This is a genomic window from Actinoplanes sp. NPDC049668 (assembly GCF_044465445.1).
In the GTDB taxonomy this organism is placed as follows: Bacteria; Actinomycetota; Actinomycetes; order Mycobacteriales; family Micromonosporaceae; genus Actinoplanes.
Genome location: NZ_JBITLR010000008.1, coordinates 253,446 through 273,694, shown reverse-complemented (window position 1 = coordinate 273,694; position 20,249 = coordinate 253,446). Strand labels below are relative to the sequence as shown.

At 72.3% G+C, this 20,249-nt stretch carries 17 protein-coding genes; 12 read left to right on the top strand and 5 right to left on the bottom strand.

Annotated elements, in window-relative coordinates; all coding sequences use genetic code 11:
* Positions 1–14 precede the first annotated feature (14 nt).
* Genes ACIBSW_RS32220 through ACIBSW_RS32210 form a run of 3 tightly spaced genes read left to right on the top strand, consistent with a single transcriptional unit; the run spans position 15 to position 2,685 of the window.
* Positions 15–401: a hypothetical protein gene (locus tag ACIBSW_RS32220; RefSeq protein ID WP_354720110.1), complete on the top strand. Its 387-nt coding sequence runs from the start codon at positions 15–17 to the stop codon at positions 399–401.
* On the top strand, positions 398–1,564 hold the full coding sequence (locus ACIBSW_RS32215; protein ID WP_354720112.1) for a hypothetical protein: 1,167 nt from the start codon (positions 398–400) through the stop codon (positions 1,562–1,564). The genes ACIBSW_RS32220 and ACIBSW_RS32215 overlap by 4 nt, the downstream gene beginning before the upstream one ends.
* Entirely contained in the window at positions 1,561–2,685 is a 1,125-nt protein-coding gene (locus ACIBSW_RS32210; RefSeq protein ID WP_354720114.1) for a S8 family serine peptidase, read from the top strand. Before ACIBSW_RS32215 ends, ACIBSW_RS32210 begins: the two co-directional genes overlap by 4 nt.
* On the opposite strand, the gene ACIBSW_RS32205 is transcribed toward ACIBSW_RS32210, so the two are convergent.
* On the bottom strand, positions 2,660–3,892 hold the full coding sequence (locus tag ACIBSW_RS32205) for a hypothetical protein (protein WP_354720116.1): 1,233 nt from the start codon (positions 3,890–3,892) through the stop codon (positions 2,660–2,662). The two genes, ACIBSW_RS32210 and ACIBSW_RS32205, sit on opposite strands and share 26 nt — an antisense overlap.
* A gap of 384 nt (positions 3,893–4,276) precedes the next feature.
* On the opposite strand from ACIBSW_RS32205, the gene ACIBSW_RS32200 reads away from it, so the two are divergent.
* The 4 genes from ACIBSW_RS32200 (at position 4,277) to ACIBSW_RS32185 (ending at position 10,438) form a co-directional block, all read left to right on the top strand.
* A complete protein-coding gene (locus ACIBSW_RS32200) occupies positions 4,277–4,909 on the top strand; it encodes a hypothetical protein (RefSeq protein WP_354720117.1) in 633 nt (210 codons plus the stop codon).
* An 83-nt stretch (positions 4,910–4,992) separates the two neighbouring features.
* Positions 4,993–5,739 (top strand): SDR family oxidoreductase, encoded by a 747-nt coding sequence (locus ACIBSW_RS32195; protein ID WP_354720118.1) that lies wholly within the window; start codon positions 4,993–4,995, stop codon positions 5,737–5,739.
* Positions 5,740–5,788: 49 nt separating this feature from the next.
* Positions 5,789–10,018: an AAA domain-containing protein gene (locus ACIBSW_RS32190; RefSeq protein WP_354720120.1), complete on the top strand. Its 4,230-nt coding sequence runs from the start codon at positions 5,789–5,791 to the stop codon at positions 10,016–10,018.
* Between the two features lie 36 nt (positions 10,019–10,054).
* On the top strand, positions 10,055–10,438 hold the full coding sequence (locus ACIBSW_RS32185; RefSeq protein WP_354720122.1) for a cupin domain-containing protein: 384 nt from the start codon (positions 10,055–10,057) through the stop codon (positions 10,436–10,438).
* A 3-nt stretch (positions 10,439–10,441) separates the two neighbouring features.
* On the opposite strand, the gene ACIBSW_RS32180 is transcribed toward ACIBSW_RS32185, so the two are convergent.
* A complete protein-coding gene (locus ACIBSW_RS32180; protein ID WP_354720124.1) occupies positions 10,442–12,031 on the bottom strand; it encodes a restriction endonuclease in 1,590 nt (529 codons plus the stop codon).
* Positions 12,032–12,399: 368 nt separating this feature from the next.
* Here ACIBSW_RS32180 and ACIBSW_RS32175 point away from each other — a divergent pair, with 368 nt between their 5' ends.
* The 4 genes from ACIBSW_RS32175 (at position 12,400) to ACIBSW_RS32160 (ending at position 16,494) form a co-directional block, all read left to right on the top strand.
* A complete protein-coding gene (locus ACIBSW_RS32175) occupies positions 12,400–14,166 on the top strand; it encodes an EAL domain-containing protein (protein WP_354720126.1) in 1,767 nt (588 codons plus the stop codon).
* An 18-nt stretch (positions 14,167–14,184) separates the two neighbouring features.
* Complete coding sequence (locus tag ACIBSW_RS32170) at positions 14,185–14,574, top strand: cupin domain-containing protein (protein ID WP_354720128.1); 390 nt, start codon at positions 14,185–14,187, stop codon at positions 14,572–14,574.
* 241 nt (positions 14,575–14,815) lie between these two features.
* The gene (locus ACIBSW_RS32165) at positions 14,816–15,901 is read left to right on the top strand and encodes an S-(hydroxymethyl)mycothiol dehydrogenase (protein WP_354720130.1); all 1,086 of its coding nucleotides are present in this window, start codon (positions 14,816–14,818) and stop codon (positions 15,899–15,901) included.
* Positions 15,901–16,494, top strand: a complete 594-nt coding sequence (locus ACIBSW_RS32160) for an MBL fold metallo-hydrolase (protein WP_354720131.1) — start codon at positions 15,901–15,903, stop codon at positions 16,492–16,494. Before ACIBSW_RS32165 ends, ACIBSW_RS32160 begins: the two co-directional genes overlap by 1 nt.
* A gap of 3 nt (positions 16,495–16,497) precedes the next feature.
* On the opposite strand, the gene ACIBSW_RS32155 is transcribed toward ACIBSW_RS32160, so the two are convergent.
* Entirely contained in the window at positions 16,498–17,844 is a 1,347-nt protein-coding gene (locus tag ACIBSW_RS32155; protein ID WP_354720133.1) for an MGH1-like glycoside hydrolase domain-containing protein, read from the bottom strand.
* Between the two features lie 115 nt (positions 17,845–17,959).
* Entirely contained in the window at positions 17,960–19,030 is a 1,071-nt protein-coding gene (locus tag ACIBSW_RS32150) for a DNA polymerase ligase N-terminal domain-containing protein (RefSeq protein WP_354720134.1), read from the bottom strand.
* A 72-nt stretch (positions 19,031–19,102) separates the two neighbouring features.
* Here ACIBSW_RS32150 and ACIBSW_RS32145 point away from each other — a divergent pair, with 72 nt between their 5' ends.
* The gene (locus ACIBSW_RS32145; protein ID WP_354720136.1) at positions 19,103–19,765 is read left to right on the top strand and encodes a helix-turn-helix transcriptional regulator; all 663 of its coding nucleotides are present in this window, start codon (positions 19,103–19,105) and stop codon (positions 19,763–19,765) included.
* On the opposite strand, the gene ACIBSW_RS32140 is transcribed toward ACIBSW_RS32145, so the two are convergent.
* Positions 19,758–20,141: a VOC family protein gene (locus ACIBSW_RS32140; protein WP_354720138.1), complete on the bottom strand. Its 384-nt coding sequence runs from the start codon at positions 20,139–20,141 to the stop codon at positions 19,758–19,760. The two genes, ACIBSW_RS32145 and ACIBSW_RS32140, sit on opposite strands and share 8 nt — an antisense overlap.
* Positions 20,142–20,249: the final 108 nt, after the last annotated feature.

Here is a 20,249-nt window from a genome sequence, read left to right as displayed (position 1 = left end):
CGCGGGAGGCTGCGATGGGCGACGGATCGATCAACGTGGAGACCGGTGGGCTGGATCAGTTCGCCGGTGACGTGGGGTTCTATGCCGTCGAGGTCGATCCGACGGATGTCGATCGGGCCCGGCGGTCGTTCTCTGCGGGGATCACGTTTGGCCAGCGGAATGCGAGTGTTCCGTTGCTGAGGACCAAGGAGAATTACGGGAAGGCCCTGGCCGACTCCCTTACCAATCTTGGTCGTTTCGTGGAGGCGGCGAGGATTCTGGCGGAGGCCGCCGAGCAGGCGGCGCGGGACTTCCGGGCCGTCGACGATCGGTCCGCGCGCAGCGTCGACAGCATCAACCACCTGCTGACGGCCGCGACCGAGCGGGCACGGACGGTCCGCGACGGCGGGACGACGCCGTGAGCGACGGAGTCTTCGTTCCGAGTGGAGCGACGCCCTGGTCCGCCTACAACACGCCGCGGATCTGGGCGATGGTGGAGGGCGAGGATGATCCGGAGTCGTGGCGCCAGGTCGCGGCGCTCGCCGCGATGGCCGGACTCCTCGACGATCAGCGCAAACGCTTGCAATCGGCCAAGGAATCCTTGGCGCGAGCCTGGCCTCCGGAGCAGAACAAGGCCGCGGCGGCCTTCGTCGACGTGATCGATGACCTGCTCCTCAACATGGCGGAGAACAAGCGGATCGCCGACTCGAACGCGGGTGCTCTGAGCCAAGTGCTTGAGGCGCTGCGGCAGGCGAAGACGGCAATCGAGCCGCTGTATCAGTCATATCTCGACAAGAGCGACGACTGGGTGCCGGGTTGGTGGGACAAGGCCGAGGACGAGCTGGACGAGAAGGCGCGCGAGCAGATGCGCGGGGCCGAAAGGATCGTGGCTCACCCTGACAACACGATCAGGCCACCGGATCTCTATGAGTTCAAGCCGCGCGCCGTTGTCAGTGATCCCGTGGCGGACCCCCGTCAACGCGGATCAGGCCCCGGCGGACCATCGGCGGCCGGAGGGTTGGGCGGCGTTGTCGACGTTCCCCATGATCCGCCTCCTCCGCTGCCGAATTCCGGCTTAGCGGGGCCCAACGGTGCGACGCCAGGACCGGCGTTGGCCGAGGTGATCACCTCGCCGGGTCTGCCGCCGCCGGGCACTGGGACTACGCCGCAGTCATCCCCGGCCCCACCGGGTCTGGTTATTGGTGGCGGTCCGCCAGGTGCAACCGGCATCGGTGGCTTGCCTGGCGCGGTGCGCCCTCCCCTCGGCCGAGGCGGCCAGCGCACGCCCGGTGGTGGAGGTGTTTCGGCCAAACCGGTGCCGCCGTCCTGGTTACCGCAGGGCTCCGGGCCAACCGGTGCTCGTGCGAACGGCCAGCCGAGCCGCGGCGGCGCAGGGCAGGGCGCGGTCCTGCCGGGATCGCCGGCGGCCGGGTCCCGTAGCCGCGGCGGCGAGCGCGGTGAGCCGTCGTCCTTCGATCCCGACAACCCTTGGGTAACCGCGGAGGGGGTTCCTCCCGTGATCGAGCCCTCGCGGGTGCAACCCCGTCACGATCCTGGACCCGGCGTCATCGGTTGGCATGAGTGACGACTCCATTCTCCGGTCGAGCCGCAGCGGCGATCCTGACGTCCCTGATCACACTCGCCGTGTGTTCGCCGCCGGCGCACGCTGATCAGACCCGGGACCAGCAGTGGTATCTGAAGAAGTTGCGCGTGCAGGAGACGCACCTGTCGACCAAGGGAGCAGGCGTCACCGTCGCCGTGATCGACAGTGGGGTCTGGGCTGCACATCCGGATCTGAAGGGCGCCGTGCTGCCCGGGTTCAACGTGTTGGGCAAGGGCGACGGCCGCAACGATCTCGAAGGTCACGGCACGCAGATGGCGGGCATCATTGCTGGCCGAGGACGACCCGGCGGTGACGGAGTTCTGGGTATCGCGCCCGCTGCGAAGATCCTGCCGGTGTCACCGGCCGGCAGCCCATTGGTAGTCAGCAAGGCGATCGATTGGGCGGTCGAGCACGGAGCCAAGGTAATCAATATGTCGTTCCTCACCGTTGGAAGCGACGGTTTGGCGGCGGCGATCAAGAAGGCCGCCGACGCGGATGTCGTGCTGGTCGCCGGCGCGGGAAACAACCGCGAGGCCGACGCCGACAGCGTGTATCCCGCCGCATACCCCGAGGTGGTTGCCGTCGGAGCCACAGACCGCGCGGGGAAACACGCGTCCTTCTCCCGCGAGGGTCCACAGCTCGATCTTGCTGCACCCGGTGCTGATGTGGTGGTGGCGAACGGCGACGAGGACAAGCCGTATGAGCGGGTCGAGGGCACGAGCGTTTCGGCCGCGATCGTTTCTGGGGCCGCTGCTCTGATCAGGTCCGAATATCCCGAGCTGTCCGCCGCCCAGGTCGTGAAGGCCTTGGAGTCCGGCGCCGTGGACAAGGGGCCCGCCGGCCGCGACGACGCCTACGGCTACGGCGAGTTGGATCTGGTGGCCGCGCTCGACGTGGCCGCCTCCCTGACACCCGGCTCCGCCGCCTCGGCATCGAGCGCCGCCCCGCCCGCCGCCGGCCCGGCCGAGGACGATTCCGGTATCCCGCCGGTCGTCATCGCCGGTGTCGGTGTCCTGGTTCTCGCGGGCGTAGCGCTGGCGTTCGCGCGGCGTCGCTCCCGGTCCGCCAGATCCCGGATCAGCGGTTCACCCAGCCCGCGATGATCGGCCGGCAGGCGCGCTCCACCGCATCCCACGGCACACCCAGCGCCGACCGCGAGGCCTCCTCCGGCGACTCGCCCCGCCGTACTACCTCCGTGAAGAACCTGAGCAGCCTCGGCTCGCCGTACTCCTGCGCGATGCAGCGCATGGCCAGGAATCCCATCGCGTAGAACCCGAACCGCTCCGAAGGGTCCGTCGACCACTCGAGATCCAGCCTGCCGCGCCAGCCGGTGTGCTCGACGTGCCAGCGCGCGTCCAAGATGAGCTCGTAGGACTTCACCGGCCGGCCCGCGTACGCGATGTACTCGGCCATCCCCTCGACCGCCCACTCGTCGCCGTTGTCCAGCGTTCCGAGCAGCGTCGCGATGTGGCCCAGTTCGTGGCGGAGCAGGATCTCGTCCGCGAAGTCCGCGCCGAGGCCGGTCGCGTCGACCACGGCGAACGCCGTCGATTCGCTGGTTCTGTCGACGAAGGCGGCGGCCTCGCGGTCTGTGCCGACCGCCGTGTTCCACTCGCGCGCCCCGGCCAGGAACACCAGGTAGCGGCCCGGTTTCGGGTCGGTCAGGGCGTACCGGTCGGCGACCTGGGCGGCGCGTTCCGCGGCGGGCAGCCAGCGCGCCGGCTCGGCGCCCGGCAGGTGTTGCGGCGCGGCGACCACCACCCGCGTGCCGGTGGCGAACGTCAGCGTCTCGCTCTTCCACGGCACCGGGCCGTCGGTCGTGGACTGCTCGAAGCCGGTCAGGACCGCGCGGTCCCCGCTCACCGTCCATTTCGTACGGGCGGAGATGACGTCGCCGAGCGGAACGTAGGTCTCCGGCGTTCGGGTGCACGTCGGCGCCGCGAAGCAGACCCGGATCTGTACCTCCGCGTCCCACACCGGTCCGCCCGCGACCCCCCGGGTGCGGGGCAGCCAGCCGGACACCTGCAGTCCGCGCAGGTTCGCGTACAGGCGGGCCCAGTCTCCGGAGAGGGGCTCCTCGACGGTGCTCAGCCATGCGGTCCGGTCGCCGCGCAGCAGCGCGGCGCCCTGGCGGTCGAGGGCGGCGCGGATCGATCTCTCGGCGCTCTGCGAGCGGGACGCGGCGGCGCGGCTGTAGGTCAGGCTGAGGGCGAAGAGGCCTCCGCAGAGCAGCGCCAGCACCCCGAAGGCGGCCACCCAGCGGTCTGTGCGCCGGGTGGACGGCCGCGCGATGTTGGCCTCGCCGATCACAGCCGGGCACCCTACCAACTGGCGTGCGCCGCGACGAGGGGTCGAGCACGGTCCGTAGCTGTTTGCAGGACGGTCACCCGCTCGAAATGTGGGAGCGGTCTACTGTCAGATAGAGGACAGATCAGCGATCTCACATGCAACTTGCACGAGCGGTTCGCCGTGCAATTTGCATGTGATGCGGGTCACGGACCTGCTGATCCACCTCTGCGGCAACAGTATGGCTGTCCTGCTTATTTTCATTCATGGATGTTTTTGAAAACTGGTCCTGATTGTCTTCCTGTCGATCTCCGGGAGTGGAACTCTTCTAGCCAGACGTAGCGCCAGCGACACGGACGGTGGTGGTAGCGAATGCGTCCAGACGTTCTGGTCGGTCCTAGTGAGTGGGTGGTCGAGCAATTCGGCGACAAGATTGCCGGGGAGCTCTGGACCCGGGTACCCGAGGCGTTGAGCACAGCCATCGACCGTGAGGTCAACGCTCACCCCGCCACGACGACTACCACGGAACGAGTGTTAGCGAACCCGCGTTGGCCGTTGCCGTACGAGGAGCTGGTCCTCTTCCTCGGCACGCTGCCCGGCGCGGAGGTGATCACCGTCCCCAAGTCCGTCTACCAGCTCGTCGTCATCAACGGCCATGTGGTGGTGCCCTGGTGCTACGGCCAGTCGGCGCGCATGTCGATGCGCGACGCCGAGGTGGGCCGCTCGTTCGGCCGGCTCGCCCGCGAGCTGCTGCGCCGCTTCGGCCCGCCGTGGCGTCGCTCGCAGGCCGAGGCGCCGCTGCCGCTCGACGCGGTCGATGAGCGTGAGGTCGCCAAGATCTGCGCGGCCATCGCGATGATCGAGCCGACGCCCGAGGTCGTGATCGCCGGGTACGCGGGCGCCGCCAACCTCGGGCTGCTGCGGGCCTGCCTCGGTGAGATCAAGTCGACCGCGAACGGCTCGCTGAGCTGGAGCCACCTCGACGACCTGCCCCTGCCTCCACCGGTCATCCCGCGGCCCCGCCGCATGCGTTTCCCCTGACGCGTCGCCGATCCCGTCCGCTGCCCGGCACCATCGGGCGGCGGACGGTCTGCGTTCGGGGCGCCGGGCTGGCTGGCTGAGGCATGGCCTCCTACGTGGTGACCGGCGGCGGGCGCGGCGTCGGCCGGGCGATCGTCGAGCGGCTGGCCGACGCGGGCCACGACGTCGCGGTGCTCGAGTTCGACGCCACCGCGCTGAGCTGGGCGTACGGGCGGATCGTGCCGGTGATCGGCGACGCCGCCGATCCTGCGGTCGCCGAGCGGGCGGTGGACGCGGTGCCCGCGCCGCTCGCCGGCTGGGTCAACAACGCCGCGGTCTTCTCCGACGTGTGGCTGCACGAGGCCGCGCCGGACGAGGTGCTCGCGCTGATCCGCCGCAACCTCGCCCCGGTGGTGGTCGGCAGCGCCGCCGCCGTCCGCGCGTTCCTGCCGCGCAACGCCGGCGCGATCGTGAACGTCTCCTCGCACCAGGCGCAGCGGGTGGTCCGCGGCGCGCTCGCGTACGCCACGGCGAAGGCGGCCGTCGAGGGGCTGACCAGGGCGCTCGCGGTCGACTATGGACCGCGCGGCATCCGGGTCAACGCGGTGGCGCTCGGGTCGATCACCACCGAGCGGTCCGAGGCGTACCTCGCCGGGCTCACCCCGGCCGGTGCCGAGCGCTTCGCGCGGGAGATCCGGCTGCTCCAGCCGCTCGGGCGGATGGGGCGCCCGGAGGAGGTCGCCGATGTGGTCGCGTTCCTGCTGTCGGAGTCGGCGAGCTTCCTCAACGGCGTGGTGCTGCCGATCGACGGCGGTCGCGCGGCGCAGGGCCGGGACCCCGAGGAGGCCTGACCGCGCCGTACCGAGCGGGTGGCTGCGTACGTCGGATAACCTGCGAAGAATGTCCCCGCCGCAGCCGGAGTCGTACACGGTCATCCGGGATCGGGCCGTCTCCGTCGCGGATTACCTGCTCGCCGTCCGCGCGCACATGGAACGCCCCGCGCGTACCGTGCCCGCCGACGCGCACCGCCTCGACGCCCTGCCGGCGCACCCGGCGGTCGAGCTCGGGCCGGCGCCCGACGGCACCGGCTGGCTGCGCGTCGGCCTGCCGGACCTGCCCGGCCCGGTCGCGGTGCCCGCCGAGCTCCGCCGCCGGCTCAACGAGATCAGCGCGACCGACGAACCCAAGGCTGACGACGCCGACGCGGGCTTCGAGGCCTGGCGCGATCAGGTCTGGCGGCCGTGGGCGCTGCTCAGCCGCGAGGCCGAGAAGACCCGCACGCTGCACCGGCAGCTCTTCGACCTGATGCACCAGATCGACATGAACGCCGCGACCACCGAGCTGGTCTGGGGCCACGGCATCCTGGAGACCGCCGTCGGCGACCAGCGGGTCCGCTATCCGCTGGTCGCGACCCCGGTGATCATCGAGTACGAGCCGGACCGCTCCCTGATCACCGTCTCGCCGCAGGGACCGTCCCGGCTGCAGACCGACGCGCTCGCCGGGCTCGACGAGCGCTACCTCGGCCAGCTGCTCGCCCTGGCCGGCCCGGCCGGCACCCTCGAGGTCGACCTGTGGAGCGACACCGAGCGCCGCGAGTTCTTCGAGCGCGCCCTCGGCCGGCTCGGCTACGAGCGCCGGGTGGTGGCGCCCGGCGAGAGCGCGACCGGGCCGCACCTGGTCGACGCCGGGGTCCTCTTCGCCCGGCCCAGGCAACGGCTGCTGCGCGGTTTCCTCGAGAGCCTGCGCGACCGCCTGCTGGCCGGCGAGACGGGCAGCATCGGCGCGCTGGCCGCGATCGTCGCGCACGAGCCGAGCCGGCTCCGGATGCCCGACGACCGGCCCGACGACTGGCACCGGGTCGGCGAGCGGCTGCTCATGCCGCTGCCGACCAACGCGGCGCAGGAGTCGATCGCCCGCCGCCTCGCTCTGCACCGCAACGTCGCCGTGCAGGGCCCGCCCGGCACCGGCAAGACGCACACCATCCGCAACCTGATCTGCCACCTGATGGCCAACGGCAAGCGGGTGCTGGTCGTCGCGCAGAAGGAGGACCCGCTGCGGGTGCTGCGCGACGGCCTCCCCGAGGAGGTTCGGGCGCTCTGCCTGGCCGTCCTCGGCCGCACCACCGACCAGCTGGTCCAGCTGCAGCTCGCCGCGCGCGAGCTCTCCGACCGGGCCGCCACCCTGGACAAGACCGCCGAGGCGGCCCGCGTCGAGCGGCTCACCCGCCGCCTCGAGGGCGCCGAGCGGGACCTGGCGACCGCGCTGGGCGGCCTGCGGGCGATCGCCGAGAACGAGGCCGCGACGTACCGGATCGACGGTGTTGATCTCTCGCCGGCCGACGTCGGCGCCTGGCTGCGGGAGTGGGCCGCCGCCGACGGCGGCATTCCCGACCCGGTGGCGCCCGCCGATCCGCCGCCGCTGTCCGCGGACGAGTTCGCGGCGCTGCTCGACCTCGCCGCGCGCCTCGCGCCCGCGGACCGGGCGGCCGCGCTGCGCCCGCTGCCGGACGTCGCGGAACTGCCCGACGCGCAGACCGCACTGCGGGCGCGAGCCGACCGCGACGCGGCCGCCGACCGCGCGTCGCGCCTGGAGCTGGCCGGCGTAGACACCGATTCCGTACGCGCACAGGGGCCCAGCCTCGTATCCGAGCTGCTCGAGGGGCTGCGGGACGCGGTGGCGTGGCTGCACCGGCGCGAGGGCACGTGGACCGACCGGCTCGGACGCCTGCTGTCCGACCCGCACTGGGCCACGATGTGGACCGACCATGTCCGCGCGACCGGCGAGCTGCAGCGCGCGCTGGCCGAACTCGCCCGTGTCCTCGGCGGGCACCGCGTCACCGCCGCCGACGCGCTGATGGCCGAGCCGAAGCGGCTCCTCGGCGGCCTCGGCGAGCTGCGGCAGCGGTTCGCCGCGGGCAAGGGCGTCAACCGGCTGCTGCAGGCCGGGCTGTGGCGCATCGCCGACGAGGTGCGCGTCGACGGCGAGCCGCTGCGCACGGTCGAGGACGCCGACCTGGCCGCGGCCTGGATCCGCCGGGCGCAGGCGCAGCGCCGGCTGGGCGAGCACTGGGCCGAGTGGATCCGGCGGCTCGGCATCCCCGAGCGCGAGGGCGACCCGGAGGTGTGGGCGGGAACGCTGCTCGCCGAGGCCGAACGCTCCCTCGGCTGGGACGCGCGCCAGTGGCCCGAGCTCTCCGCGCGCCTGCGGGTGCTCGTACCCCAGCAGGAGCTGGAGCTGGACGCGGCCCGGCTGGAGCAGGTCTCGGCCCTGCTGGACGACAGCCCGGTGGTCTTCGAGCTCGACGAGCTGGACGCGTGGGACCGCGCGGTCGCCGACGGCCTGGTGCCGTGGCCGGAACTCGCCGCGGCCTGGTTCGACCCCGAGCTGGCGCAGTGGGACGCCCTGCACGCCGAGGCGCGCCGGCTGGTCTCGCTCCGGCCCGACGCGGCGCGCTACGCCGAGCTGCGGGACCGGCTGGCGCGGGTGGCGCCGCAGTGGGCGGGCCAGGTCGAGGACGGGCTGGTGCCGGCCGTCTCCGGCGCCGCCTGCCTGCGGGCCTGGCAGTGGCGGCAGGCGCAGACCTGGTTCGACCAGGTGGTCGGCAGCGTCGATCCGGCCGTGCTGAACCGCCGGGTGGAGCTGGGCCGCGACAAGATCCGGCGGCTCACCGGCGACCTGGTCGTCGCGTCAGCCTGGCTCGAGGTGGCCCGGGCGCTCGACGACCGGCGGCGGGCCGCGCTGGCCGACTGGACCACCGCCCTTCGCAAGATCGGCAAGGGCACCGGCCGCACCGCGGCGGCCTGGCAGGCGCACGCGCAGAAGGCGATGGCGTCCGCGGTCGAGGCCGTGCCGGTCTGGGTCATGTCGGTGGACCGGGCCATCGAGCAGTTCGCCGGCGGCGCGCACTTCGACGTGGTGATCGTGGACGAGGCGTCGCAGGCCGACCTGTTCGCGCTGCCGGTGCTGTCGCTGGCCGAGCGGGCCGTGGTGGTCGGCGACGACCAGCAGATCGGGCCGCAGCTCGGCTTCGTCGGCTCGGTGTCCGCGCTGATCCACAGCCACCTCGGCGACGTGCCGTCCGCCGAGCACTTCGACCCCGAGTCCTCGCTGTACGACCACGCGGTGCGCCGCTCGCCCGAGCGGATCCTGCTCACCGAGCACTTCCGCTGCGTGCCGCAGATCATCGAGTTCTCGTCCCGGCACTACTACGACGGCAAGATCCAGCCGCTGCGCGCGGACCGCCCGCTGTCGGTCCCGGTGCGCGCGGTCTTCCTGCCCGACGGCGTGCGCCAGCCGCTGGCCCCGTACGGGGACGTGAACCTGGCGGAGGCCGACGCGCTGGTGAAGCAGGTGGCCGCGCTGGTCGCCGACCCGGCGTACCGCGGGCGGAGCATCGGCGTGATCAGCCTGCTCAGCACCAGCGGCCAGGCGAACTACCTGCTGGGCGCGCTGCGGGAGGCGATCGGCGAGGACGAGATGGAGGCGCGCCGGCTGCGGGTCGGCGACGCGTACACGTTCCAGGGCGACGAGCGCGACGTGGTGCTGGTGTCGATGGTGGTCTCCGACAACGACGGGCGGCCGGCCGCGTTCACCAAGCGCGAATATCACCGCCGGGTCAACGTCGCCGCGTCCCGGGCCCGCGACCAGCTCTGGATCTTCCACTCGGTCCGGCCGTCGTCGCTGCTCGCCGACGACGCGCGAGGGCTGCTGCTGAACTACGCCCTGAACCTGCCGGCGCAGACCACGGCGCCGGACCTGGAGCTGCTGTGCGAGTCCGACTTCGAGCGCGAGGTGCTGCGCCGGCTGGTCAAGCGCGGCTACCGGCCGACGCCGCAGTTCCGGATCGGCGGCTACCGGATCGACTTCGTCCTGAACGCGCCGGACGGGCGCCGGCTGGCGATCGAGTGTGACGGGGACGCGTACCACGGGCCGGAGCAGTGGGAGGGCGACATGCGCCGGCAGGCGGTGCTGGAGCGGGTCGGCAACTGCGTCTTCGTCCGCATCCGCGGCAGCATCTTCGCCCGCGAGCCGGAGGCGGCCCTGCGCCCGCTCTGGCAGCGCATCGAGGAGCTCGGCGTCGCGCCCTGGATCCCCGACGAGCCGCCGGCCGGCGAGGACGCGTCTTTCTAGGTTTCCGCGCGGGCCGTCAGGGCGGACGATGGCCGGATGAGTAACGTTCCGATCTCCCTCGCCGCGGCACTCGCCTCGTTCGACGACCTGTGGAGCCCGCGCATCGTCACCCGCGTCAACGACTACGACGTCCGCGTCGCCAAGGTGCTCGGTGAGCACCTGTGGCACACCCACGACGATACCGACGAGTTCTTCCTCGTCCTCGACGGCGAACTGCGCATCGCCCTGCGCGACCGAACCGTCGTGCTGAACAAGGGCGACGTCTTCACCGTGCCGCGCGGCACCGAGCACAAGCCGTCCTCGCCGGGCGGCGCACAGATCCTGATGTTCGAGCCCGCCGGCACGCCGACCGTCGGCGACCGGCACGACGAGATCCCGGACCACGTCGACGCGACCACCGGACACGACCTGCGGCTCTAGGCCCTAGGCCGGGACCGCCTCGATCCGGGCCTTCACCCGTGAGTGCTCGGCGAGCAGGTTGAGCAGCCCGGGACCGTCCAGCAGCTCGACCGGCCGGCCGGCGACCGTCTCGTGCGCGGTCGCCTGGTACCCGTCGAGGGCGACCAGGATCCCCTTGGTCGCCCCGGCGGCGGCCACCCGGTCGGCCAGCTCGGTCACGTCGTCCGGGCCGGCCGGCGTGCCGCGTACGGCGTGGATCACGACCGGGCCGCCGAACAGCGGCCGCCGATCCGTGGCCAGCCAGCGCGGGCCCGGCTCGGCCTCGCCCATCTCCAGGCCGAGGTTGCCGAAAAGGTCGCGGAGCAGCTGCTCGTACTCCCCGGCCGGCATGGTCGCCAGGTTCGGCCGCTCGTCGATGTCGGCGAGCACGTTGAACTCGCCGCCGAAGTCCTGTTCGGCCCCGGCGCCGAACTCGATCACGGGCGGAACGCCCTCCAGCTGATCCGGCCGGGGTGAGATCCCGGCGCGCAGGTGCTCGAGGCAGGCGACCGCGTCGACCCGGCGCAGGTTGATCCCGGCGAACGTGTCCCGGTCGGTGCGGACCGACACCAGGCAGGGGCGCACGAACTGGCCGGTGCGCCGGTCGATGGTGTCCACGATGCCGTTGAACAGCACCTCCGCGACCAGCCCGCCGCGGTCCGCCTCGACGATCTCGTGCACGGTCCGCAGTGCCACCATCGAGATGATCTCGGTGTAGCGCCGCCGGATCTCGGCCTCGTCGCGCGGCACCGCCGTCAGGTCGTCGCGGACCCGGTCGTGGCGGTACTCCTTCACCACCGGGACCACCTCGACCGGCGGCAGGTGGTACTCGACCAGCAGGTGCCGCTGCTCCGGCAGGTAGGCGAGCCGGAAGTGCTGCGGGAAGTCGTCCGGGTAGACCGAGTTGCCCAGCACCATCGCGAAGTACTCGACGACCGAGGCCGGATCGGCGGAGGCCACCGCGGCCGCGAAGCGGTCGACCTCGGCGTTGTACGAGATCAGCTTCGCCTCGTGGCGCCGGCGGTTCTCCTGGTACTGCCGCTCCCGGGCGGCCAGCTGCCGCAGCCGGCGCTGCTCCGCGCCGGCCCAGCGGTCGCGGGCGTCCTGGAACGCCAGCTTCGCCGCGGCGAGGTGCTGCTGGTGGCTGCGCTCGCCGCCCAGGATCCGGCCGACGCCGCGCGGCTCCGGCGGCGTGTAGCTCTCCCACCTGGGCTCGGGCAGCGGCCGGCCCAGCCTGCCCGGATCGAACGGCGGCACCCGCACCGGCTTCTTGAACCGGTCCAGGTCGATGTGGTCGTCGACATCCAGCGTGGACAGCAGCAGCAGGTCGAGGTCGGTCAGCCGGGCCCGCACGTCCGCGTTCGCGGCGGCCGCGGCGGCGGCGCGCGCCTCCGCGTACAGCCGGCGCCGCTCGCGATGCCGGGCCGCGTCGGCGGCGGCCCGCTGCGCCGCGGCCTCGGCGAGCTCGGCGTTGCGCCGGATCAGCTGGCGCTGCTGCTCCGCGGCGGTCTGCGCCCGGTGCGCGGCGGCGTCCTGCGTCGCCTGCGCCCGCTGCATGTCCCGAATGATGCCCATACGTCGTCGTCCTCGCTCATCTGTCCGAAGGGCCACCATATCCACGGCCCGCCGATCTCGTTACGGGATGCATATCCGTCACAGCGTTGTGTACACCTGCGGCCCGAGCGTCGCGGTAGGTTCCACAGTCAACACTGGCAGTGACTGTCTGTCATGGACCCGCAGGTCAAGGGCGGACGTTGCGGCGCTGCATGGCCGTCATCCGATCAGTTAAATTCACACTCTGAACGGTGGAGAAACCGCAGTTCTTTGTTTTGTTGGGCCAGCTACGAAAACATTGTCGCGGGTGTGGGCTGTTACATCGACCCGTGACGGGTCGTAATAGGTCAGGGACATCGGCTCACTCGGGCGGGAGGTAACGGCGGCGCATGACGGCACCTGAGGAAGGCTCACCACGCCCCCGCGCGCTGCGCGACCGTCCCGCCCGCCGTACCCGGATGAGCCCCAACCAGGGCCCTCAGCTGCCGCTGCCCGAGCCGCGCCCGCCCGCCGACGACGAGGCGTGGTTCAGCTACCGGGCGGTCGGCGAGGAGATCGTCTGGTCCGACGGGCTCACCGCGCTGCTCGGCCGGCCCCCGGCGGGCACCGGGCTGAGCCGGCAGATCCTCGCCCGGCACGTGCACGCCGAGGACCACGCCAAGGCGCTCGGCGCGGTCACCCAGGCCTGGACCACCCGTGAGCCGGTGCGCACGACGATCCGGCTGCTGCGCACCGACGGCGGCTGGTTCGACGTGGACTGCCGCCTCGAGCCGATCACCGACCCGGATGGCACCGTGCGCGGCATCCGCGGCCAGCTGCGCGACGTCTCCGTCCGTGAACGCGCCCGGCGCGAGGTGGCCCGGCTCAGCCGCCGGGGCGAGACCGTGCGGGCGTCCGTGGTCGAGCGCGACCCGGCGACCGGGCTGCTGACCCGCGGCCGCTTCGCCGACGAGCTGGACCGGGCGCAGCGGCGCGGCGGCGGGGCGGTGCTGGTCATCCGGGTCGAGCCGGACCACGCCGACGGCGTGCGCGCGGACGGCAACGCCGAACTGCTCCAGCGGGCCGCCCGCCTGCTGGAGGGCCTCGCCCGCCCGGACGACCTGCTGGGCCTCGCCGGGCCGAACGAGATCGCGGTGCTGCTGACCGGCGCCTCGTGGGTGATGGCCCGGCGCCAGTCCGACCTGTTCGTCGAAGCGCTTCGTACGCAGTCCTTCGTGCTGCCGGAGGCCTGGCTGCGCGCCCGCGCCTGGGGCGGCCTGGTCCGGTTCCGCCCCGACGGCGAGGCCGGCAGCCACGACCTGCTGATCGACGCCGACCACGCGTGGCGGCTGGCCCGCGAGGCCGACCGGCCGGTGACCCTGGTCGCCGACCCGGTGGCGGTCCGGGCCCGGCAGGGTTTCTACCGCGACCGGGTGGCCGGCGCGCTCGGCACCGACCGGTTCACGCTCTTCGCCCAGCCGATCCTCGAGCTGCAGACCAACCGGGTGCTCCGGCACGAGCTGCTGCTGCGGGTCCTGGACGAGGCGGGCGCGCCGCAGTCGCCGACCCAGGTGCTCGACGCCGCGGAGCGCCTCGACGCGATCTACGACATCGACCTGTGGGTGGTCGAGCGGGCGCTGGAGCTCGCGGCCGCGCGCGGCGACCTCAGCCTGCAGATCAACCTCTCCGGCCGCTCGGTGGGCGACCCCCGGCTGACCGCCGAGGTGGAGACCCTGATCGAGCGGTACGGGGTGAACCCCGAGCAGCTGACGTTCGAGATCACCGAGACGGCGCTGATCGGCAACCTGAGCGAGGCGCGCCACTTCGCCGACCGGATCCGCGACCTGGGCTGCCAGCTGGCCCTGGACGACTTCGGCTCGGGCTACGGCTCGTTCCGGTACCTGCGGCTCTTCCCCATCGACCTCGTCAAGATCGACGGCGAGTACGTGGTCAACCTCGTGCACAACGCGGAGGACCAGGTGCTGGTCCGGGCGCTGGTGCAGGTCTGCCAGGCGTACGGGATCCACACGGTGGCCGAATTCGTCCAGGACGAGCCGACCCTGCGCATGCTGCGCGAGCTGGGCGTCGACTACGTGCAGGGCTACCTGATCGGCCGGCCGGCGCCAGCCGAGGAGCTGCGCCCGGCCTCGAGACTGCGGCGTTCAAAGCGCACCTGATCTGGGTATCAGTTGGTCATGGAGCACTTCACGATCGCCACCGTTGCCGAGAAGAACCCGGACTTCCGCCGCGTGCTGTGGACGGGCAAGCACACCCAGCTCGTGGTCATGACGATCCCGCCGGGCGGCGAGATCGGCGAGGAGGTCCATGAGGTGGACCAGATTCTGACCTTCGTGAGCGGCGTCGGCGAGGCCGTCGTCAGCGGCGCGACCCGCAAGGTCGTCGCCGGTGATCTCGTGGTCGTCCCGGCCGGCCACAAGCACAACTTCACCAACGAGGGCCCCAACCCGCTCGTGCTTTACACGATCTACGGCCCGCCGGAGCACTCGGACGGCGCGGTGCACAAGACCAAGGAGGAGGCCGACCGGCTCGAAGAGGCGGGCAAGGACGAGCCGCCGGCGGCCTGACACAGGCGCGGACAATACAGCGCCGGGGTCGGCCGAGGCCCCCCAGCCAGCCGGCCCCGGCGCTGTATCGGAGTGGAAAGTCCGTGCGGAACCCTACTCCCGAGGGTTCACGAACGTCGATTGACGTGCCCGATTGTTTGGCCACAGTTTCCCAAAGATTTTTGCGCAAGATCGAACCACCCCGGCCCCCGCCGTCCACTTAGCGGTCCTCGATCGCGGCTCGAGATGAGAAAGTGTGCTCATGAGCCAGCGAGTCAACGGAGTCATCGCCCGGGCCAAAGGCGCGCCCGTCGAGGTTGCCACCATCGTCGTGCCGGATCCCGGCCCCGGCGAGGCCGTCGTCAAGATCCAGGCGTGCGGGGTCTGCCACACCGACCTGCATTACCGCGAGGGCGGCATCAACGACGACTTCCCGTTCCTGCTCGGCCACGAGGCCGCCGGGATCGTGGAGTCGGTCGGCGCCGGGGTCACCGACGTCGCGCCGGGCGACTTCGTCGTCCTGAACTGGCGTGCGGTCTGCGGCAACTGCCGGGCCTGCCGCCGGGGCAAGCCGTGGTACTGCTTCAGCACACACAACGCGACGCAGAAGATGACGCTCGAGGACGGCACCGAGCTCTCCCCGGCGCTGGGCATCGGCGCGTTCGTGGAGAAGACCCTGGTGCACGCGGGCCAGTGCACCAAGCTCGACCCGCGGGCCCGGCCCGCCGCCGTCGGCCTGCTCGGCTGCGGCGTGATGGCCGGCATCGGCGCGGCGATCAACACCGGCGGGGTGACCCGGGGCGACTCGGTCGCCGTGATCGGCTGCGGCGGGGTCGGCGACGGCGCGGTGGTCGGCGCCGCCCTGGCCGGCGCGACGACGATCATCGCGATCGACACCGACGACCGGAAGCTGGAGTGGGCGCGCGGCTTCGGCGCCACCCACACGATCAACGCCCGCGAGGCGGACGTGGTCGAGGCCGTGCGGGAACTCACCGGCGGCAACGGCGCCGACGTGGTGGTCGAGGCGGTGGGCCGGCCCGAGACGTACAAGCAGGCGTTCTACGCCCGCGATCTGGCCGGCACCGTGGTCCTGGTCGGCGTGCCGACCCCGGAGATGACCATCGAGCTGCCGCTGCTGGACGTCTTCGGCCGCGGCGGGGCGCTCAAGAGCAGCTGGTACGGCGACTGCCTGCCGACCCGCGACTTCCCGATGCTGACGGAGCTCTACCTGCAGGGCCGGCTCGACCTGGACGCGTTCGTCTCCGAGGAGATCCGTCTCGACCAGGTAGAGGACGCGTTCGCCAAGATGCACACCGGCGGCGTCCTGCGTTCGGTGGTGCTGTTCTGATGCGGATCGCCCATGGCGTGACGAACGGGACGTTCTCGCTGGACGGCGAGGTTTTCGAGGTCGACAACAACGTGTGGGTGGTCGGCGACGACGACGAGTGCGTGGTGATCGACGCCCCGCACGACGTACCGGCGATCCTGGAGCTTGTCGGGACCCGCCGGGTCGTCGCGATCGTGCTCACCCACGCGCACGACGACCACGTCCGGGTCGCGCCCGAGCTGGCGCGGCGGACCGGCGCGCCGCTGCTGCTGCACCCGGCGGACGAGGTGCTGTGGAAGCTGGTGCACGCGGGCGAGCCGCTGCCGGCGCCGCTCTCCGACGGCCAGGAGATCGCCGTGGCCGGCGGCGTGCTCCGGGTGCTGCACACCCCGGGACACAGCCCGGGCGCCGTCTGCCTGTACGCGCCCCTGCTGGACTGCGTCTTCACCGGCGACACCCTGTTTCAGGGCGGGCCGGGCGCGACGGGCCGCTCCTACAGCGACCGCCCGACGATCGAGCGGTCGATCAAGGACCGGCTGCTCACCCTGCCGCCCGACACGGTCGTGCACACCGGGCACGGCGCGGACACCACCGTCGGAGCGGAGATGTTCTGAGCCTCAGGCGGCCCGGGCGTAGGCCGGGACGCTGCGGTCGGCGAGCAGGTCGAGGCTGAGGGCGGCGGTCCAGCTGAACGTCGGGGCGCCGATGCCCTCGCCGGTGACCGGGTGGAAGTACTCGAAGTGACCGGCGGAGTGCACCAGCCGGACCATGGCCGTCCGCAGGTCCTCGGCCTCGTCGTGGTAGCCGTGCACGAGCATGCCGCGGCGCAGCAGCCAGTTGATGTTGATCCAGATCGGCCCGCGCCAGTACCGCAGCGAGTCGAACTCCGGCGCGGTCCGGTCGTGGCTCGGCACCGGCAGGCCGGTCCGCTCCGGCAGGCCGAAGCGCGGCGACGCGGCCTCGGCCATGATCGCGGCCGCCTGCCCGGCGGGCAGCCCGGGCAGCATCAGCGGCACCAGGCCGTTGACACACCGGGCCGGGCTGAGCGTACGGGTGCGCACGTCACGGGCCCGGAACGTCTGCGTGTGGGCGTCGAACAGGTGCTCCGAGATCGCCTTGGTGATCCGCTCGGCGCGCCGGCGGTGCACCTCCGGATCCGCGCCGACGACCCCGGCGATGTGCACCAGGGCGTGCTCGGCCGCCGCGAGGATCGAGTTGAACGACGGGCACTCGACCACGAACGCGTGCCGGTCCGCGAGGTCGGTGTCCGCGTAGCCGCCGTCGCGGTAGCCGAGGACCAGCCCCAGGTACCGCGCGTAGTCGACGTCGGTCGGCCGGTGCGCCGCGTCCGCGTTCTCGATGTCCCGGCGGGTGTACCGGGTGAGCAGCTCCAGGTCGGCGGGGACGGCCGACATCGCCGCGTCCCAGGACGGGCTGTTGTCGAGCCCCGATTCCCACGGGTGCACGATGCTGGCCAGCCCGTCGCCGCCGGCGTCGCGGCGACCGGTGAGGTACTCCTGCTGTGCGACGAGGCGTGGGTAGAGCCAGGCCAGCTGGTCGCCGGCCGCGCGGGCGCACTCGGCGCCGTGCGAGGCGGCGCGGCGGTAGACCTCCCACGCGGCGATCGCGTGCAGCGGCGGCTGCACCAGCCCGGTGCTGCCGCGCGCGGGGCGCCCGGCGTACGCGGGGACGTCCCAGAAGCCCGGACCCGGGAAGTAGTCCTCCTCGGCCGTGCCGGGGTCGAAGACGATGTGCGGCACCCGGCCGTCGGGCCACTGCGCCTCGAAGAGGCTGCGCAGGTCGCGCCAGGCGCGGGTGGGGTTCACGTAGGCGAGCCCGATCGCGATGAACGCGGCGTCCCAGCTCCACTGGTGCGGGTACAGGCGCCGGGACGGGACCATGTGGTCGTGTGACCAGTTGGTTTCCAGGACCTGGGTGGCGGACTTCCAGAGCTCAGCAGACATGTCCGTGCTCGCAAGGGGGGTCGGGTCGGGCGCCGGGCGGTGCCTCATGTATAGCCCTTTCCGCCGCTCGATCGGTAACCAAACTAGATCGGACGACGCGGGCCGGACTGAAGGACTATCGAGGGTCGATCGAGCGCCAGAGCCGGCTGCGGCGGCCCGGCAGGTAGGGGGAGTCGAGGCGCTTCGCGACGACGCCGGGCAGGCCCTGTGCCCCGGCCGCCTCGAGCGCGAACGCTCCGCCGCCGGCGAAGTAGGGCGGCGTCTGCCAGTTGCCGCCGGCCAGCTCGAGCCCCTCCAGCAGCTCCCGCCGCTCGGCATAACGGACCAGTTCCACCGTGGAGTGGCCCTCCAGCCAGAGCAGGTCGTAGGCCAGGAACTGCACCGGCGTGCGCTCGGCGGCCCGCCGCGCGGCCGCGGCGTCCCGCGGCGCCTTGCGGCGTTCCAGCAGCTCAGGACCGACTCGGGCGCCGTCGAAAGCCACGATCTCGCCATCCAGTACGGCCTCGAGAGGCGCGAGGGCCTCGCCGAGCGGCCGCAGCTCCGGGTACCAGGACGTGACGTCCGCGCCCTCGGCGTCGCAGATTCTGACCCGGCCACCGGAGACGAACACGCACGCGCGGCGACCGCCCCAGCTCAGCTCGTACCCCCAGTCGGGGTCGTCGGGTGGTAGCCCGGCGGCCGGGGTCGCGAGCATGGGCTCGACCGTCTCGGGCATGCTCTGCCAGCCCGGCTCCGGCGGGTCCATCCGGCGGACCATCCAGTCGTTGCCGCCGGTCCGGAAGAACACGTACCGCCCGCTGGTGCGGTCGCCGTGGAACGTCACGCCGATCTCGTCGTCGCGCCACTTGCCGGTCTCGAAAGTCCCCCGATCGTGGATGATCATCTTTCCGCCGCCGTACTCGCCGGCCGGGATCTCGCCCGCGAAGTCCAGGTATTCCAGCGGGTGGTCCTCGGTGTGCCGGGCCAGGTGGTTGCGGGCCCGGTCGCGCGGCAGGCCGCGCGGGACGGCGAACGAGACGAGCACGCCCTCGCGCTCCAGCCGGACGTCCCAGTGCAGGCTGCGGGCGTGGTGCTGCTGGATGACGAACCGGTTGCCGGTGGTCCTGGGCGGCCGGGCGCGGGGCACGGGCTCCGGGGTGCGCCGGGCGTCCCGCCGGCGCCGGTACTCGTCCAGTTGGTCGGTCATATCGCGATTGTCCGCCGGAATTACACCGGCGTCATTCGCAGACTTGTCGTACCCCCGTGCCAGGGTCGACTCATGTACGTCGAATGGGCCGCGGAGTTGCCGCACGTCATCGCCTGGCGCAGCACCGTGCCGCCCGGCGCCGTCAAGCGCATCCTTCCCGACGGCTGCCTCGACCTGATCTGGCAGGACGGCTCGGTCTTCGTCGCCGGCCCGGACACCACGGCCCAGGTGGGCACGGCCCAAGCGGCCAGCCGGCTCTTCGCGCTGCGCTTCGCGGCCGGCACCGGTCCCGGCGTGCTCGGCGTCCCCGCCGACGAGCTCACCGACCGGCGGGTCCCGCTCGACCAGCTCTGCGCGCCCGCCGAGGTCAGGGCGCTGGCCGAGGCCGACGACCCGATCGCGGCGCTGGCGGGGTTCGCCCGGCGGCGCTGGCGGGATCCGGACACCTCGATGGTCGCGGTCGCCGCCGGCGCGCGGGCCGGACGGCCGGTCGGCGCGATCGCCGACGAGTGCGGCCTCAGCGCCCGCCACCTGCAGCGCCGGTGCCGAACCGCCTTCGGATACGGGCCGAAGACGCTCGCCCGGATCCTGCGGCTGCAGCGGGCGGTCGGCCTGGCCCGGTCGGGCCGCCCGTTCGCCGACGTGTCCGTCGTCGCGGGCTACGCCGACCAGGCACACCTGTCCCGCGACGTGCGCGCGCTGGCCGGTGTTCCGCTCGGCGAGCTGGTCAGTTAGGTGCGAAGAGGTCGATGCTGTTTCCGTCCGGGTCGGACACGACGGCGTAACGCTGACCCCAGAACGCGTCCCACGGATCCTTCCGGGAGCGGTACCCGGCGCCGACCAGGTCGGCGTGCACCTTGTCCACTTCGGCCGGATCGGCGCAGCGGAAGGCCAGGGAGACGTTTCCGCCGCCCGGCGTGAAGTCGGGATCGAACGAGAGAATCGTCTCGTGGGTGTCGATGAGCAGCCGGAGGCCGCCGGGCAGCTCGGTCTCGGCGTGCGGTTCCCGCTCCGCGCCGGCCGGGAATTCCAGTCCCAGCCGGCGATAGAACGCGAGTGACTTCTCCATGTCGGCCACCGCGAGGCCGACCGCATTGAAGGTGGGTGTCATGGCAAGGACGCTACGACCATCTCGGACCGGTCGTCTTGAACAAATCGGACGCGACCATGATCGTGGGTTCCGCGCTTCGACGGCGGCGGGTAGTGTCTTGGCTCCGGC